Annotated in this window: 13 protein-coding genes and 1 pseudogene; 12 read left to right on the top strand and 2 right to left on the bottom strand. The window is 70.2% G+C overall.

The features are described from left to right. Both ACLEQD_RS19230 and ACLEQD_RS19225 read right to left on the bottom strand, forming a co-directional pair. Positions 1-352: pseudogene (locus ACLEQD_RS19230) on the bottom strand (anthranilate synthase component I family protein); the annotation flags it as partial. Between the two features lie 72 nt (positions 353-424). Next, on the bottom strand, positions 425-1,339 hold the full coding sequence (locus tag ACLEQD_RS19225) for an SH3 domain-containing protein (RefSeq protein ID WP_410385764.1): 915 nt from the start codon (positions 1,337-1,339) through the stop codon (positions 425-427). Between the two features lie 202 nt (positions 1,340-1,541). Between ACLEQD_RS19225 and ACLEQD_RS19220 the strand changes: the two genes are divergently transcribed. The 12 genes from ACLEQD_RS19220 to ACLEQD_RS19165 form a co-directional block, all read left to right on the top strand. Further along, positions 1,542-2,567, top strand: coding sequence for a ligase-associated DNA damage response exonuclease (locus tag ACLEQD_RS19220; protein WP_410385763.1), 1,026 nt, complete (start codon positions 1,542-1,544; stop codon positions 2,565-2,567). A gap of 3 nt (positions 2,568-2,570) precedes the next feature. Then, positions 2,571-4,169, top strand: coding sequence for an ATP-dependent DNA ligase (locus tag ACLEQD_RS19215; RefSeq protein WP_410385762.1), 1,599 nt, complete (start codon positions 2,571-2,573; stop codon positions 4,167-4,169). Next, positions 4,156-6,714 carry a ligase-associated DNA damage response DEXH box helicase gene (locus ACLEQD_RS19210; RefSeq protein ID WP_410385761.1) on the top strand — a complete coding sequence of 853 codons (2,559 nt, stop codon included), beginning with the start codon at positions 4,156-4,158 and terminating at the stop codon, positions 6,712-6,714. The genes ACLEQD_RS19215 and ACLEQD_RS19210 overlap by 14 nt, the downstream gene beginning before the upstream one ends. Further along, a complete protein-coding gene (pdeM, locus tag ACLEQD_RS19205) occupies positions 6,684-7,337 on the top strand; it encodes a ligase-associated DNA damage response endonuclease PdeM (RefSeq protein WP_410385760.1) in 654 nt (217 codons plus the stop codon). Before ACLEQD_RS19210 ends, pdeM begins: the two co-directional genes overlap by 31 nt. 555 nt (positions 7,338-7,892) lie before the next feature. Further along, positions 7,893-8,555, top strand: coding sequence for a cytochrome c3 family protein (locus ACLEQD_RS19200; protein WP_410385759.1), 663 nt, complete (start codon positions 7,893-7,895; stop codon positions 8,553-8,555). After that, positions 8,552-9,775 (top strand): TAT-variant-translocated molybdopterin oxidoreductase, encoded by a 1,224-nt coding sequence (locus ACLEQD_RS19195; protein ID WP_410385758.1) that lies wholly within the window; start codon positions 8,552-8,554, stop codon positions 9,773-9,775. The genes ACLEQD_RS19200 and ACLEQD_RS19195 overlap by 4 nt, the downstream gene beginning before the upstream one ends. Next, positions 9,723-11,762, top strand: coding sequence for a 4Fe-4S dicluster domain-containing protein (locus tag ACLEQD_RS19190; RefSeq protein WP_410385757.1), 2,040 nt, complete (start codon positions 9,723-9,725; stop codon positions 11,760-11,762). Before ACLEQD_RS19195 ends, ACLEQD_RS19190 begins: the two co-directional genes overlap by 53 nt. A 5-nt stretch (positions 11,763-11,767) precedes the next feature. After that, positions 11,768-13,210, top strand: a complete 1,443-nt coding sequence (gene nrfD, locus ACLEQD_RS19185) for an NrfD/PsrC family molybdoenzyme membrane anchor subunit (RefSeq protein WP_410385756.1) — start codon at positions 11,768-11,770, stop codon at positions 13,208-13,210. 4 nt (positions 13,211-13,214) lie between these two features. Then, on the top strand, positions 13,215-13,760 hold the full coding sequence (locus tag ACLEQD_RS19180; RefSeq protein WP_410385755.1) for a DUF3341 domain-containing protein: 546 nt from the start codon (positions 13,215-13,217) through the stop codon (positions 13,758-13,760). After that, on the top strand, positions 13,757-14,317 hold the full coding sequence (locus tag ACLEQD_RS19175; protein ID WP_410385754.1) for a c-type cytochrome: 561 nt from the start codon (positions 13,757-13,759) through the stop codon (positions 14,315-14,317). Before ACLEQD_RS19180 ends, ACLEQD_RS19175 begins: the two co-directional genes overlap by 4 nt. Further along, positions 14,314-15,513: a hypothetical protein gene (locus ACLEQD_RS19170; protein ID WP_410385753.1), complete on the top strand. Its 1,200-nt coding sequence runs from the start codon at positions 14,314-14,316 to the stop codon at positions 15,511-15,513. The genes ACLEQD_RS19175 and ACLEQD_RS19170 overlap by 4 nt, the downstream gene beginning before the upstream one ends. Then, on the top strand, positions 15,510-15,957 hold a 448-nt coding region (locus ACLEQD_RS19165; protein ID WP_410385752.1), incomplete at its 3' end, for a hypothetical protein. The genes ACLEQD_RS19170 and ACLEQD_RS19165, both read left to right, overlap by 4 nt.

Raw genomic sequence — 15,957 nt, 5'->3', positions numbered from 1 at the left:
GCCCAGGAAGGCGCTCGCCCGGCAGCGTCGCCACGGACAGCTCGCGCCACAGCGTGCGCAGCACGTCCAGCGGGCGGCCCTCGCGGCGCTCCTCGTGCGAGCCGCGCCACAACGTGAGCCCGTCCCGGTCCAGCCGCACGCGGCCCGCCGGGTTCACGCCCACGTGGCTGTAGCGCCCGAAGCGCTCGCCGCCGTAGCACGACTCGAGGATGAAGCCGCGGCTCCCGCCGCCCAGCTTCAGGTATGCCGACAGCGGCGTATCCAGGTCCGCCGGCAGCTCCACCGACACCGGCACCGCTTGGCCTGCTTCCGCGCGCTGCCGGTAGGCTGCCTTCCGCTCCTGCGCATCCATGGTCGATTGCCCTGACCCCTCTTCCATCACCCGGAGGGGCGCCCGGGTGCCCGGCCTTCCGGGCTCTGCGACTTAAGGCTTCGCGACGGGCTTCGCCTGAGCGAACACGCCGTCCTGCCACTGATAGACCTCGCGCTCCGTAACCTTCCGCGGCTCGCCTTCTTCCTCCTCCTCCTCGTTCGTGCGCACCACCAGCGCGCGCTTCGCGGCCGGCTGGAAGGAGACCTCGAACGAGCTCATGTTCGGCGGGTCCATCAGCCCGCCCAGCTCCAGCGCCAGCTTCGCCTTGCCCAGGACGCCCGGCTTCCCATTCGAACCGGTGTAGCTCACGTAGGACGTGATGTAGTCGCCGCAGCGCTCCGGCGTGGAGTCCAGTTGCAGCAGCGTCACGCCCGCCTGCTTCGCGGGGACGAGCGTCACCTTCACCGGGCCGCCATGACCGCTGCCGTAGTTCGTGGACGCCACCGCCACGTCCACGCTGCTCACGCGGCGGGGCGGCTTCACGTTCGGCTCCAGCACGCGCACGCGCGCCTTGAACTCGTTGCTCATCACCACCGTGGCCACTTCCATTTCGCCGTCCCCGTCCAGGTCGGCCTCGAAGCGGAACGGCGTGAGCGTGTTGCCGAAGACCCAGCCGGTGACAGGGGCCGCGCCCGGCGCCGCCTTCGCGTCCACGACGGCCACCTGGTACCAGGTGTTGACGTACTCGCCGACCTTCGCGCGAGCCCCCGCCTTCAGCACGCGCACAGGGGTGCCCAGCATCAGCGTCCGCACCACGCCCGCGTCCGCCGCCGCGCTCGCGCGCAGGTTCGCCTCGTCCACGCCCAGGTAGACCTGCTGCCCCGCGGTGAACGCGGTGAACTCGAAGTCCTCCGGAGCAGCCGGCGCGCCCGCCTCCGCCAGCGGCGCGCTGTATTCGAGCACCATGTCCGAAGCAGGGGTGGACTGCGCCAGGGTGAGGGACAGGAGGAGCGCGGGCGTCAGCATCGCGAAAGGGTCCGGAAGTGGGAGGTTCCCGGGTTTATCCCCCGTCCACGCCCACCATCCAAGGGGCCCTCCGGTCCCTGGCTCCGTCGTTTGGACCGCAAGCAGGGCCTGGACGCACGCCCGCCCCCTTGTCAGCGGAGCGCCCCGGGAGGTTGGACCCTGGGTGGCCCCTGTTCCAAGGCCTCGTTACCTCTAGGGAACCGTGGCCACCGCGACGACCCATCAGGACCGACCGCCGTTGGTTTCCGTGACGCCGCAGGGGCTGTACTGCCAGGCGGGGAACTTCCACATCGACCCCTGGCGTCCGGTGGAACGGGCGCTCGTGACGCACGCGCACGGCGACCATGCCCGGAGCGGCAGCAAACGCTACCTGGGGGCCCGCGCCGGACGGGGCTTGCTGCAACGGCGGCTGGGCGCGGACGCGGTCATCGACACGCTGGAGTACGGCGAGCCGCTGAAGGTGGGCGACACCACCGTGAGCTTCCACCCCGCGGGCCACGTGCTGGGCAGCGCGCAGATCCGCGTCGAGCACCGGGGCGAGGTGTGGATCATCTCCGGCGACTACAAGCGCACGCCGGACCCCACGTGCGCGCCCTTCGAGGTGGTGCGCTGCCACACCTTCATCACCGAGGCGACGTTCGGTCTGCCCATCTACCGCTGGGATGACACGGGCCTCGTGGCCCAGGACATCCTGCGCTGGTGGGACGCGAACCGCGAGGCGGGGCGCTCGGCGGTGCTGTTCTGCTACGCGCTGGGCAAGGCGCAGCGGCTGCTGGCGGAGCTGGGCAAGCTGACGGACCGGCCGGCCTACGTGCACGGCGCGGTGAACGGGCTCGTCACCGCGTACCGCGAGGCGGGCATCGCGATGCTGCCCACGCAGCTGGTGTCGGAGACGGAGAAGGGCACGTCCTTCGCGGGCGCGCTGGTGCTGGCGCCGCCGAGCGCGGCCGGCTCCACGTGGATGCGCCGCTTCGGTGAAGCGGAGACGGGCTTCGCGTCGGGGTGGATGCGCGTGCGCGGCAACCGGCGCCGCCGCGGCTACGACCGGGGCTTCGTGCTGTCGGACCACGCGGACTGGCCGGACCTCTTGCGCACGGTGGCGGACACGCAGGCGGAGAAGGTGCTCGTCACGCACGGCTACACCGACCCTTTGTCGCACTACCTGCGGGAGCGGGGCGTGGACGCCTCGCCGCTCGCCACGCCCTTCGAGGGCGAAGCGGAGGATTGAACCGTGCGAGCACTGGCCGACCTGTACGACACGCTCGACCAGACGACCTCCACCAACGCGAAGGTGGAGGCGATGGCGCGGTACTTCCGGAAGACGCCGCCGGAGGACGCGGCCTGGGGGCTGTTCTTCCTCACGGGCCAGAAGCTCAAGCGGCTGCTCACGTCGAAGCTGCTGGTGGGCTGGACGCAGGAGCTGACGGGCATCCCGGACTGGCTCTTCGACGAAGTCTACGCGTCGGTGGGAGACCTGGCGGAGGTGATTGCCCTGCTGCTCGACGGCGCGAACCTCCCGCCCGAGCACGCCGAGGAGCTCCCCCTCTCCCGATGGCTGGAGGAGCGCCTGTTGCCGCTGCGCGGCCTGGAGGCGGCGGAGCAGCGCGAGCGCGTGGTGGGCTGGTGGAAGTCCATGCCCCGCCGCGAGCTGTTCCTGCTCAACAAGATGCTCACCGGCGAGCTGCGCGTGGGCGTGTCCAACACGCTGGTGGTGCGCGCCATCGCGCAGGTCACGGGGCTGCCGCCGCCCAGCGTGGCGCACCGGCTGATGGGGACGTGGACGCCGACGAAGGCGTTCTTCGAACAGCTCATCGCGCCGGACGTGTCGGACGGCCACGTGTCGCGCCCGTATCCGTACTACCTCGCGTCCCCGCTGGAGCAGCCCGCGGAGTCGCTGGGCGAGTTGGGTGACTGGCTGGTCGAGTGGAAGTGGGACGGCATCCGGGGCCAGCTCATCCGCCGCCAGGGCGACGTGTTCCTCTGGAGCCGGGGCGAGGAGCTGATCACCGAACGCTTCCCTGAAATCACCGAGGCCGCCCGGGCGCTGCCCGAGGGCACGGTGCTCGACGGCGAGGTGATGGCCTACGAGGACGGGACGCCCCTGCCCTTCGCCCGGCTCCAGCGCCGCATTGGCAGACAGAAGCTCACGCCCAAGGTGCTGGCGGAGGCCCCCGCCGCGTTCGTCGTCTACGACCTGCTGGAGCAGGACGGCAAGGACGTGCGAGAGCTGCCCCTGCGCGAGCGCCGCGCGAGGCTGGAGGCCCTGCTCGAGGACCACCCGCGCTTCCCCATCTCGCCTTCGGTGACGGCGCCGTCGTGGGAGGCGCTGGCGGAGCTGCGCAAGGAGTCCCGCGAGCGCAACGTCGAAGGCCTGATGCTCAAGCGCCTGGACTCCGTGTACCAGACGGGGCGCAAGCGCGGCGACTGGTGGAAGTGGAAGATCGACCCGTACACGGTGGACGCGGTGCTGCTCTACGCGCACCCGGGCCACGGCCGGCGCTCGTCGCTCTACACGGACTACACCTTCGCGGTGTGGAACGGCGAGGACCTGCTGCCGGTGACGAAGGCCTACTCGGGCCTCACCGACGAGGAGATTGGGCGGCTGGACCGGTGGATCCGCACCCACACGCGGGAGAAGTTCGGCCCGGTGCGCTCGGTGGATCCGGAGCAGGTGTTCGAGCTGCACTTCGAAGCCATCGCCCCGTCCCCGCGACACAAGTCAGGCATCGCCCTGCGCTTTCCCCGCATCGCCCGCTGGCGCGCGGACAAGACGGCGAGGGACGCGGACACGCTCGACTCGCTGAAGGGGCTGCTCCATGCAGCCCACTAAGCCGCGCCGCCGCAATCGCATGCGCGGCAAGCACGCGCCGGAGCATCAGACCGAAGCACCGAAGCGCACCCGCGCGAAGCGTCCCGTCCCCCGCAGCCCTTCCCCATACCAAGGCGCGCCGCTGGATCAGCTCCGCCAGTGGTTCGCCGCCAAGGGCTGGACGCCGTATGCCTTCCAGGAGGAGGCCTGGGCGGCCTACGCGCGCGGAGACAGCGGCCTCATCCACGTGCCAACCGGCGCGGGGAAGACCTACGCGGCCTACGTCGGCCCGCTGGCGGACGCGGCCGAGCGCAACGAGAAGGGCCTCCAGATCCTCTACCTCACGCCGCTGCGAGCGGTGTCGCGTGACGTGGAGCAGGCCCTGCGCGAACCGCTCCTGGCCCTGGACGCGGACCTGGAGGTGGAGAGCCGCACGGGCGACACGTCCTCCTCCGTGCGCCAGCGTCAGCGCGAGCGCCTGCCCCAGGTCCTCATCACCACGCCGGAGTCCCTGTCACTGCTGCTGACGCAAGAGCAGGCGGCGGAGAACTTCGCGTCCCTGCGCGCCGTCATCGTGGACGAGTGGCACGAACTGCTCGCGTCCAAGCGAGGCACGCAGGTGGAGCTGGCCCTGGCGCGCCTGCGCCACTTCGCCCCGGGCCTGCGCATCTGGGCGCTGTCCGCCACGCTCGCCAACCTGGAGGAGGCCGCGCGCACCGTCGTCGGCACGGACCGCGAGCCCACGCTGGTGAGCGCGGATCTTCAGCGCCCCGTGGACGTGGAGACGCTGCTACCGGCGGAGGTGGACACCTTCCCGTGGTCGGGCCACCTGGGCGTCTCCATGCTCCCGCGCGTGGCGGAGTGGCTGGACCCCACGCAGTCCACGCTCCTCTTCACCAACACGCGTTCACAAGCCGAGCGCTGGTTCGAAGGGCTGCGCTTCCTGCGCCCGGAATGGGAGCACCTGCTCGCGCTGCACCACGGCTCCATCGACCGCGAGGAGCGCGAGCGCGTGGAGGGCGGCCTCAAGGACGGCAGCCTGCGCCTCGTCGTGTGCACGTCCTCGCTGGACCTGGGCGTGGACTTCGGCCCGGTGGAGCGCGTCATCCAGATAGGCAGCCCCAAGGGCATCGGCCGCACCCTCCAGCGCGCGGGCCGCAGCGCGCACCGCCCCGGCGCCACCTGTCGCATCCTCTTCGTCCCCACGCACGCGCTCGAGCTGGTGGAGATGGCCGCCGCCCGGGACGCCATCGCCAGCCGCGAGGTGGAGCCGCGCACACCGCTGTCCAAGCCGCTCGACGTGCTGGCCCAGCACCTGGTGACGTGCGCGCTGGGAGGAGGCTTCACCCGCGAAGCCCTGCGCGACGAGGTCCGCACCGCCACGAGCTACGCGTCCCTCACCGACGAGGAGTTCGACTGGGCGCTCGCCCTGGTGCGCGAGGGTGGCCCCACGCTGCGCGCCTACCCGGAGTTCCGCCGCGTGGTCGAAGTGGACGGCTGCTTCCGCGTCCCCGACGTGCGCCTCGCGAGGCTGCACCGGCTCAACATCGGCACCATCACCTCGGACGCCTCCGTGCAGCTGCGCTACTGGAGCGGCGGCAACCTGGGCACGGTGGAGGAGTCCTACGTCAGCCGGCTGAAGCCCGGGGACACCTTCCTCTTCGCGGGCCGCCGGCTGGAGTTCAGCCGCTTCAAGGACATGACGGCGTACGTGAGGCCCGCCAAGGCCAAGGCCACGCAGACGCCGCGCTGGGGCGGCAGCCGCCTGCCCCTCTCCACGTCGCTCGCCTCCGCGATGCGCCGCACGCTGGAGGCCGCGCGACAGGGCGACGTGACGCGAGACGAGATCGCCGCCGCGTGGCCCATCCTCGACGCACAGGCCCGCCTGTCGCGCATCCCCGGCGACGGCCGCTGTCTGGCGGAGACCTGCCGCACGCGCGACGGCCACCACCTCTTCCTCTATCCCTTCGAAGGAAGGCTCGTGCACGAGGGCCTGGCGGCGCTCCTCGCCCTGCGCCTCACGCGCCTGCAAAAGGCCACCTTCAGCCTGTCGGTGAACGACTACGGCCTGGAGCTGCTCACCCCCACGCCCTTCCCCTTCGACGAGGCCCTGCGCCCGGCCCTCTTCACCCGCGAGCGGCTGGTGGAGGACATCCTGGAGAGCGTGAACCTGAGCGAGCTCGCGCGCCGGCAGTTCCGCGACATCGCCCGCGTAGCCGGACTGGTGATGCCGGGCCTGCCCGGAGCGCGCAAGTCCACCCGCCAGGTCCAGGCCAGCTCCGCGCTCCTCTATGACGTCTTCGTGAAGTACGACCCGGACAACCTCCTGCTGCGCCAGGCGCGCCGCGAGGTGCTGGAGCACCAGTTCGAACAGGGCCGGCTCGCGCGCACCCTGGAGCGCCTGGAGGCGCACCCCGTCGAGGTCGTCCACGTCCACCGGCCCTCGCCGCTGGCCTTCCCGCTCGTCGTCGAGCGCATCAGCGCGAGCGTGTCCAACGAATCCCTGCTGGACCGCGTGGAGCGCCTCAAGGAGCGATGGTCCCAGGCCGATGCCAGACCCGCGTAGCGGACGCGGACGTGGAGCTGCTCCCGGAGCGGGCCCTGCACTGGCCTGAAGCCGGCGTGCTCGCCGTGGCAGACCTGCACTGGGGCAAGACCGAGTCCTTCCAGCAGCACGGCATCCCCCTGCCCCTGGGCGTCCTGGAGGATGACCTGGCCCGCCTGTCCTCCGCCCTCACCGCCACCGGCGCCCGGCGGCTGCTCCTGGTGGGGGACCTCGTCCACTCGAAACAGGGGCTCACCGCCGACGTCATCCGCCGTGTGACTGCCTGGCGCGAAAACCATGCTTCATTGGAAGTCGTGCTGATACGCGGCAACCACGACCGCCACGTCCGGACCCTCCCCCCCACCTGGCGGATGGAGGACCGCGAGGACGCCTGGGATGAAGGCCCGTTCCGCTTCGCCCACCACCCGGAGCCCGCCACAGGCCGCTACGTGTGGGCCGGTCATCTCCACCCCATGGTGCGCCTGACGGGCGGGGCGGACCGGCTGCGGCTGCCGTGCTTCCACCTGCGCCCCGGCGTGGGCGTGCTGCCCGCGTTCAGCGCCTTCACCGGGGGGCTGGACGTGCGGCGGGGCAGGAAGGACCGCGTCTACGCCGTCGCCGGCACCGCGGTGGTGGAGGTCTAGCGCGCCATGAGCCAGGCCAGGCGCCGCCGCGTGCGCGAGCGGGTGGACCGCCTGCTCCAGAAGCGCCGCGATCGCTGGCGCGACCCCGGTGACCCGGACTCTGAGTCGCCCCGCTTCAGGCGTGGCGCGCACCGTCGCACCTTGTAGCGCGCACCCTGAGAGGGATTGCTCCCCGAGGACGGCGCTCCTCGCGCAAAGCCCCCTTCCGATCGCCAGAAGCGGGATTCATCACCCCGCGCGGGCAACTTGTCGCAACCGCCCCGGGAAGTGCTAAGCGATCCTTATTCCCACTCCCCACAGAATGGTTGACACTGCCGTGTTCATGGTTGATGGTCCCGCGCCGCATTGGGTCGGGAAATGCATGAGGGACCCGCGCCCACGGCACCATCCTAGAGGTTCGTTGGACGTGACTGCCTTGCCGTCTGAGCGCCAGGAGCCACCGCCCGCCCGGTCCACCGGGACCGGGACGGCCCCCCTGACTTCCGCGCCGAACGGTTTCCCCGCGTCCACCCCTGCTTCCATGTCGCCTTCAGTCCTCTTGACCCTGGTCCTGGTATGAGCGGCCCTCTCTTCCCACGCTGGACGAATACGGTGTCGCGCCTGTCGGCCGCGATGCTCCTCGCCGTGCCCGCCATCGCCATCGGCGGCCTCTTGGCCTACGTGCGCAGCCCGCTCGTGACCAATCAGGCACGCCCGGTGGAACAGCCCATCGAGTTCGACCACCGGCACCACGCCGGTGACGAGCAGATCGACTGTCGCTACTGCCACTGGACGGTGGAGAAGTCCCCGTCGGCGGGCATCCCCTCCACCACCGTGTGCATGTCCTGCCACGCGCAGGTGTGGAACAAGAGCCCGTACCTCACGGAGGTCCGCAAGGCGTTCTTCGCTGACCAGCCCATCCCCTGGGTCCGCGTCCACAACCTGCCGGACTTCGTCTACTTCAACCACTCCATCCACGTGGGCAAGGGAGTCGGCTGCGCCACCTGCCACGGCCGCGTGGACCAGATGGGCGCCATCGAGCAGTCCGCCCCGCTGACGATGAGCTGGTGCCTGGATTGCCACCGCAACCCCGGCCCCAACCTCCGGCCCCCGGAGTTCATCACCAGCATGACCTGGGCGCCTCCGACGGAGAAGGCGGAAGCCTCGGCCCTCGCCGAGAAGCTCACCAAGGAATACGACGTTCACTCGCGCACGAGCTGCTCCACATGCCACCGATGAACACCAAGCCTGACAGCGCGCCCGCGCAGGAAACCCCCTCGTCCTTCGCGCTCCCGGTCGTCTCGGGCCGCAACGAGGCCGCCCCCCACGCCCACGACGTCGTGACGGAAGCCCTCGAGCACGCCTCCACCCGCGCCGTCCCGGCGGAGGGCGCGTACGGCAAGACGTACTGGCTCGGCCTGGAGGAGAAGCTCGCCACGCCGGAGTTCCTGGAGGAGACCCGCCCGGAGTTCCCCGTCGGCGCGGACCTGCCCCCCGCCGGCTTCGCCCGCCGCGAGTTCATGCAGCTCTTGGGCGCGTCGCTCGCCCTGGCCGGCGCCACCGCGTGCAGCACCCGTCCCCAGGACGAGCGGCTGGTCGCGTACACGAAGACGCCGCCGGAAGTCACCCCGGGCAACCCGCTGCACTACGCGTCCGGCATGACGCTCTCGGGCCACACCTCCGGCCTGCTCATCACCGCGCGCGAAGGCCGTCCGATCAAGGTCGAGGGCAACCCCCAGCACCCCATCAACAAGGGCTCCGCGGGTCTCTTCGAGCAGGCGTTCCTGCTCTCCCTCTATGACCCGCAGCGCGCCCGCGTGCTGCGCCAGGGCAACAACCCCCGCTCGCTGCGCGTGCTGGCCGAGGAGGTCTCCGCCCTCGTCGGCCAGAAGGCCGCGGCCGACGGCGGCAGCCGCCTGCGCTTCCTCACCGAGCCCGTCAGCTCCCCGATGCTGCGCGACGTGATGGGCCGCATCCAGAAGAAGCTGCCCAACGCGCGCTTCCACGCGTTCTCCTCCCTCTCCGACTCCGCCGCCGCGGAGGCGCACCGCGCCCTGTTCGGCCAGCCGGTCCAGGCCGTCTACGACCTGACCCGCGCGGACGTCATCGTCTCCCTGGACGCGGACTTCCTGGAGAGCCGCCCGGAGAACCTGCGCCTCAACCGCCAGTTCGCGGACCGCCGCGACCTGAAGAACGGCGAGCTCAACCGCCTCTACGTCGCCGAAGCCCGCCTGTCCATCACCGGCGGCATGGCGGACCACCGCCTGCGCGTGAAGTCCTCCGAGGTGTTCGGCATCGCCGCCGCGCTGGCGCAGGCCGTGGGTGGCCCCGCCGCCAGCCTGGGCGCCGCCGCGTCCGGCAAGGCCGGCACGGTGGCGCCCGGAGGTCTCCTCGTGGGTGCAGGCCGTGGCCCAGGACCTCCGGTCCAAGACGGGCCGCGGCGTGGTCATCGCCGGTGAGCGCCAGCCCGCCGCCGTGCACGCGCTGGCGCAGGCCATCAACGTGGCGCTGGGCAACGTGGGCACGACCGTGCAGGTCGTCCCGGCCGCCGCCCCGGAAGCCTCCGGCCTCGCGGAAGTGCGCGCCCTGGTGGAGGACATCAAGGCCGGCCGCGTGGACACGCTGATCATCACCGCCACCAACCCCCTCTACGTCCTGCCGGTGGACGCGGGCCTGGCGGAGGTGCTGGACGCCAAGCAGAACGCCAACCGCAAGGCGATGTCCGTCCTGTACGCGGGCCACTACGAGGACGAGACCGCCCAGTTCGCGGACTGGTTCGTGCCCCTGGCGCACCAGCTGGAGACCTGGAGCGACGGCCGCGCGGTGGACGGCACCGTCAGCATCGCGCAGCCCCTCATCCAGCCGCTCTTCAACGGCGTGCCGGAAGCGGAGCTGTTCGCGCTGTTCCTCGACGAGCCCTTCCGCCCCGCCTACCAGATGCTGCGCGACTACTGGGCCGCGCAGGGTGGCGAGGCCGGCCGCGCCGACTTCGAGACCCGCTGGGAGACCTGGGTCTCCGAGGGCATCGTCCCCGGCAGCGGCGCCGCCGCGCTGACGGCCACGCCGAACCTGGACGCCGCCTCCACGCTGGTCGCCGGGTACCAGCCGCCGGCCGACGGTGAGCTGGAGATCAACTTCGTCCACGACTACAAGGTCCTGGACGGCCGCTTCGCGAACAACGCGTGGCTCCAGGAGCTGCCGGACCCCATCACGAAGATCGTCTGGGAGAACGCCGCCATCCTCAGCCCCGCCACCGCCAAGCGGCTGGGCCTGGAGAACAACCACGTCGCGGAGCTGGAGTACGCCGGGCGCAAGCTGCAGGTCCCCGTCACCGTCCTCCCCGGCCACATGGACGACACCGTGACCGTGCCCCTGGGCTACGGCCGCACCGGCCTGCACGAGGTGGTCGCCAAGGGCGTGGGCTTCAACGCCAACCGGCTGCGCACCGCGAGCGCCCCCTGGTTCGACGGCGGCGCGAAGCTGACCAAGGCCCGCGGCAGCCACAAGTTCGCCCGCACCCAGTACCACTGGCGCATGGAGGGCCGCCCGCTGGCGCTCGACATGCCCGTCAGCGAGCTGGCGCACCCGTCGAAGGCGACGGAGCACACGCTGGAGCGCGTCCAGGGCAAGTTCGAGCTGGGCAAGAAGAACAACCTGCCGGACTTCGAGTACGCCACCAAGCCGGACGAGGGCTACAAGTGGGGCATGTCCATCGACCTGTCGCGCTGCACGGGCTGCAGCGCGTGCGTCGTGGCCTGCCAGGCGGAGAACAACATCCCCGTCGTCGGCAAGCAGCAGGTGGGCGTCGGCCGTGAGATGCACTGGCTGCGCATCGACCGCTACTTCCAGGGCGATGAGAACGACCCCTCCATGATCATGCAGCCCGTCGCGTGCGTGCACTGCGAGAAGGCCCCCTGCGAGTACGTCTGCCCGGTGAACGCCACCGTGCACTCGGACGAGGGCCTCAACGACATGGTGTACAACCGCTGCATCGGCACGCGGTACTGCTCCAACAACTGCCCCTACAAGGTCCGCCGCTTCAACTACCTGCACTACACGCAGGGCAAGACGCCGACCGAGAAGATGCTGATGAACCCGGACGTCACGGTGCGCAACCGCGGCGTCATGGAGAAGTGCACCTACTGCGTGCAGCGCATCGAGCGGGTCCGCATCAACGCCCGCGTCGAGAAGCGCCTCATCCAGGAGAAGGAGCTCCAGACGGCGTGCCAGCAGACCTGCCCCACGCAGGCCATCGCCTTCGGCTCGCTCGCGGACCCCGCCCAGCGCGTCACCCAGCTCCACGAGGACGAGCGTGCCTACCGGCTGCTGCACGAGCTGGGCACCCGCCCCCGCACCGCCCACCTCATCCGCTTGCGCAACCCCAACCCTGCCCTCGTGCCCGCCGCCCCTGCTGAAGCCGCGCCGGCGCACGAAGGAGGTCACTGACCGTCATGGCCGAGACCGCACACGCACTCCCGCTCGACCCCCTCGAGCCCCGGGACCTCGTCGCGCCGCACCACGACGACAAGTCCCTCAATGAGACGCTGCTGGACCATGTCTGGCGCAAGCCGGGCAAGGGCTGGTTCATGCTCCTGGGCCTGACGTCCGCCGCCCTGGGCCTCCTGGTCATCGGCGTCACCTACACCCTCGCGCGCGGCATCGGCGTGTGGGGCAACAACCAGCCCGTCGGCTGGGCGTTCGACATCATCAACTTCGTCTGGTGGGTCGGTATCGGCCACGCCGGTACGCTCATCTCCGCCATCCTCCTGCTCTTCCAGCAGAAGTGGCGCACGAGCATCAACCGCTTCGCGGAGGCCATGACGCTGTTCGCGGTCATGTGCGCGGGTCTGTTCCCGCTGCTCCACACGGGCCGTCCCTGGTTCGCGTTCTGGCTGTTCCCCTACCCCAGCACCCTGGGCGCCTGGGCGCAGTTCCGCTCGCCGCTCGTGTGGGACGTGTTCGCCATCTCCACGTACCTCACGGTGTCCGCCCTCTTCTGGTTCGTGGGCCTCATCCCGGACCTGGCCGCCCTGCGTGACTCGTCCAAGACGAAGCTGCAGCGCACCATCTACGGCCTGTTCGCCCTGGGCTGGCGCGGCTCCGGCCGTCACTGGCACAACTACAAGGTCGGCTACCTGCTGCTCGCCGGCCTCTCGACGCCGCTCGTGGTGTCCGTGCACACCATCGTGTCGTTCGACTTCGCCGTGTCCCAGATTCCGGGCTGGCACGCGACCATCTTCCCGCCCTACTTCGTGGCCGGCGCCGTGTTCAGCGGCTTCGCGATGGTCATCACGCTCATCGTGCCCGCCCGCAAGTACCTGGGCCTCCGGGACGTCATCACCGACCGCCACCTGGAGAACATGAACAAGGTCATCCTGGCGACGGGCCTGCTCGTGTCCTACGGGTACCTGATGGAGCACTTCATCGCCTGGTACTCCATGAACCAGTACGAGTTCTGGACCTTCTACGTGAACCGCGCCACGGGCCCCTACGCCGGCGTGTACTGGCTGATGATCACCTGCAACGTCGTCACGCCGAACATCTTCTGGTTCAAGAAGGCCCGCACCAGCATCCCCATCATGTGGGTGGCGTCCATCGCGGTGAACATCGGCATGTGGTGCGAGCGCTTCATCATCATCGTGACGTCGCTCTCCCAGGACTTCCTGCCCTCGTCGTGGGACATCTACACGCCCACCTGGGTGGACTGGTGCATCTACGTCGGCACGCTGGGCCTGTTCGGCACCCTGTTCCTCCTGTTCCTCAAGTTCGTTCCCGCCGTCGCGGTGAGCGAGGTGAAGGAGCTCCAGCTGGAGCTCAAGCACGCCGCCCACGCGGCCCATGGCCACGGCGCGGACACCGCCGGCGCGGGCACCCTCACCCACGGAGCGCACTAGCATCATGGAAGCCAAGGTCCTTGATTCCTGGGTGTTGGCCGAGTTCGCCACCCCGGAAGCCCTCGTCTCCGCGACGCAGCAGATGCGCGAGAAGGGCTTCCAGGGGATGGACACCTACTCCCCCTACCCGCTGCACGGCGGGTCGGAGGCGCTGGGCCTGCCGCCCTCTCGCATGCCCTTCATCGCCCTGGGCGGCGGCCTCACCGGCATGGTGACCGCCCTCACGATGCAGACGTGGATGAACAGCATCGACTACCCGCTCAACGTCGGCGGTCGCCCCATCCTGAGCCTCCCGGCCTGGGTGCCCATCACGTTCGAGCTGAGCGTGCTGTTCGCCGCGTTCGGCATCTTCTTTGGCCTGCTGGGCCTGAGCAAGCTGCCCCAGCCCTACCACCCGGCCTTCGAGTCGGAAGAGTTCCGCAGCGCGTCCACGCACGGCTACTGGCTGAGCATCCCGCACCCCACGGGGACGGACGCCGCGGACGTCAAGAACCAGCTGACGGCCCTGGGCGCGACCCACGTGACCGTCGTGTCGGGAGAGAACGAATGAGGTGGCTCATCCCCGCCGCCGGGCTCGCCGCGCTCACGGGCTGCAACGTCAGCTCGGAGTTCCTCCAGCGCATGGAGAACCAGGCCAAGTACGAGTACTACGAGACGTCCGAGTTCTGGCCGGACGGCCGCGCCATGCGCGTGCCCCCCGCCGGCACCGTCCCGCGCGAGCGGCCGGTGGGCAACCCGGGCATCTCCACGGGCCGCGCCAACGGCGTCGCCGTGAGCGCCATCCCGCTGCCGGTGGACAAGCAGCTGCTGGCGCTGGGCCAGAAGAAGTACAACATCGTCTGCTCGCAGTGTCATGGCGTGCTCGGCGACGGCAACAGCGTCGTCGCGGAGAACATGGCCCTGCGCCTGCCTCCGTCCCTGCTGGAGCTCGCGGACAAGCCGGCCGGCCACTTCTACACCGCCATCAATGAGGGCTACGGCATCATGCCGTCCTTCTCGGGTGAGCTCGACACGCGTGAGCGCTGGGCCGTCGTCGCCTATGTGCGCGCGCTGCAGGCCGCCCGCAGCACCGCCGGGACGCAGCCCGTCCCGCAGGAGAACCGATGATTGCCATGGAGCGCTACACCGGCACGCCCAAGCTGATGGTGCCCGCGTTCGGCCTGGGCGTGGTGGGCCTCGTGCTCACCGCCGTGGGCTTCTTCATGAACCCCGAGGCGACCAGCTTCAGCTACCTCTTGGGCTTCACCTACTGGGTCGGCATCAGCGTGTCCGCCCTCATCATGCTGGCCATCTTCCACACGGCCAAGGCGAAGTGGCCCATCGTCCTGCGCCGCGCCATGGAGACCATCTCCATCGCGGTGCCCGTCTTCGCGGTGCTCATCCTCGCCCTCATCCCGATGATGAAGTACCTCTACCCCTGGGTGGACGGCTCGCCGCTGGCCGCCCACATCCACGGCGTGGAGGTGGAGCACCTGGCGCACAAGAAGGCCCACTACCTGAACCTGGGCTTCTTCGCCTTCCGCCAGGTCATCTACTTCGCGGTGTGGATCTTCGTCTCGCACCGGCTGTACGGCTGGAGCACGAAGCAGGATGAGACGGGCGAGCTGGAGCTGACCGTCAAGCAGCGCAAGTTCTCCCCGGGCGCCCTGCCCTTCCTGGCGCTGACCATCACCTTCGCCGCCTTCGACTGGCTGATGAGCCTCACCCCGCTGTGGCAGTCCACCATCTTCGGCGCCTACTACTTCGCCGGCAGCTTCCTGGCCGCCTTCTGCGTCCTCGCGCTGGCCACGGTGAGCGCCCAGGGCAAGGACCTGTACGGCAGCCTGGTGAAGACGTCGCACTACCACAACCTGGGCAAGCTCATCTTCGCTTTCACGGCGTTCTGGGCCTACATCGGCTTCTCCCAGTTCCTGCTGGTGTGGATCGCCAACATCCCGGAAGAGGCCCCCTGGTACGGCCTGCGCATGTACGGCCCGTGGCGCGGCGTCTCCTACGTCATCTTCTTCGGCCACTTCGTGCTGCCTTTCTTCACGCTGCTGTCACGCAAGCTGAAGGAGATGCCCAGGACCCTGGCCGTGGCCGCGACCTACATGCTTCTCATGCACGCCGTGGACCTGTATTGGCTCATCTGGCCGGCGTTCTCCGGTGAGGCCGGTCCGACGTTCCACTGGACGATTCTCACGGCCTTCGTGGGCGTGGGCGGCGTCGCGGTGGGCTACGCCCTGTTCCGGGCGCGCGGCCGGTACACGCTGCCGGTGAAGGACCCCTACATCGCGGAGTCCCTGAGGTACGTGCAGCCATGAAGAAGACCCAGTCCGAAGTCGAATCGCGGGTCATCGTCGGCGCGCATGGCGTCGCGGCCGAGGAAGACCACCTCGTCATGGGGAAGGTCGTCGGCGTCGGTGTGGGCGCCATGGTCCTCTTCCTCGTGGGCGCGGTGTGGGCCTGGCGCATCCAGGTCGTCACCATGCAGGAGGCCCAGCCGGACGGTCCTCCCCCCCGCCCCGCCGCGGTGGGCCAGTACGAGGTGGGCATCGTGAACCAGCGCCTGTTCGAACAGGACTGGCGCGCGACGGAGAAGCTGGGCGGCCAGCACCAGGCGCTGAAGAACGGCTGGGGTGACCAGCCGGGCGTCGCCGCCCACAAGCCGCTGGAGCAGGCCATGGACCAGGTCATCGCGACCGAGGCCCAGAAGGCCCGCGAGCCGGCCCCGGCCCCCGCTCCCGCCCCGCAGCAGGCCCCGGCGC

Source organism: Corallococcus sp. 4LFB, from assembly GCF_046520365.1.
Taxonomy (GTDB): Bacteria; Myxococcota; Myxococcia; order Myxococcales; family Myxococcaceae; genus Corallococcus; species Corallococcus caeni.
This window is presented reverse-complemented; position numbering and strand designations above follow the sequence as displayed.

Excerpts from the sequence above, each read along its gene's own strand:
- ACLEQD_RS19210 (WP_410385761.1), top strand. The coding sequence starts at position 4,156 with ATGCAGCCCACTAAGCCGCGCCGCCGCAATCGCATGCGCGGCAAGCAC.
- nrfD (WP_410385756.1), top strand. The coding sequence starts at position 11,768 with ATGGCCGAGACCGCACACGCACTCCCGCTCGACCCCCTCGAGCCCCGG.
- ACLEQD_RS19195 (WP_410385758.1), top strand. The coding sequence starts at position 8,552 with ATGAACACCAAGCCTGACAGCGCGCCCGCGCAGGAAACCCCCTCGTCC.
- ACLEQD_RS19225 (WP_410385764.1), bottom strand. The coding sequence starts at position 1,339 with ATGCTGACGCCCGCGCTCCTCCTGTCCCTCACCCTGGCGCAGTCCACC.
- ACLEQD_RS19175 (WP_410385754.1), top strand. The coding sequence starts at position 13,757 with ATGAGGTGGCTCATCCCCGCCGCCGGGCTCGCCGCGCTCACGGGCTGC.
- ACLEQD_RS19170 (WP_410385753.1), top strand. The coding sequence starts at position 14,314 with ATGATTGCCATGGAGCGCTACACCGGCACGCCCAAGCTGATGGTGCCC.
- ACLEQD_RS19180 (WP_410385755.1), top strand. The coding sequence starts at position 13,215 with ATGGAAGCCAAGGTCCTTGATTCCTGGGTGTTGGCCGAGTTCGCCACC.
- pdeM (WP_410385760.1), top strand. The coding sequence starts at position 6,684 with ATGGTCCCAGGCCGATGCCAGACCCGCGTAGCGGACGCGGACGTGGAG.
- ACLEQD_RS19200 (WP_410385759.1), top strand. The coding sequence starts at position 7,893 with ATGAGCGGCCCTCTCTTCCCACGCTGGACGAATACGGTGTCGCGCCTG.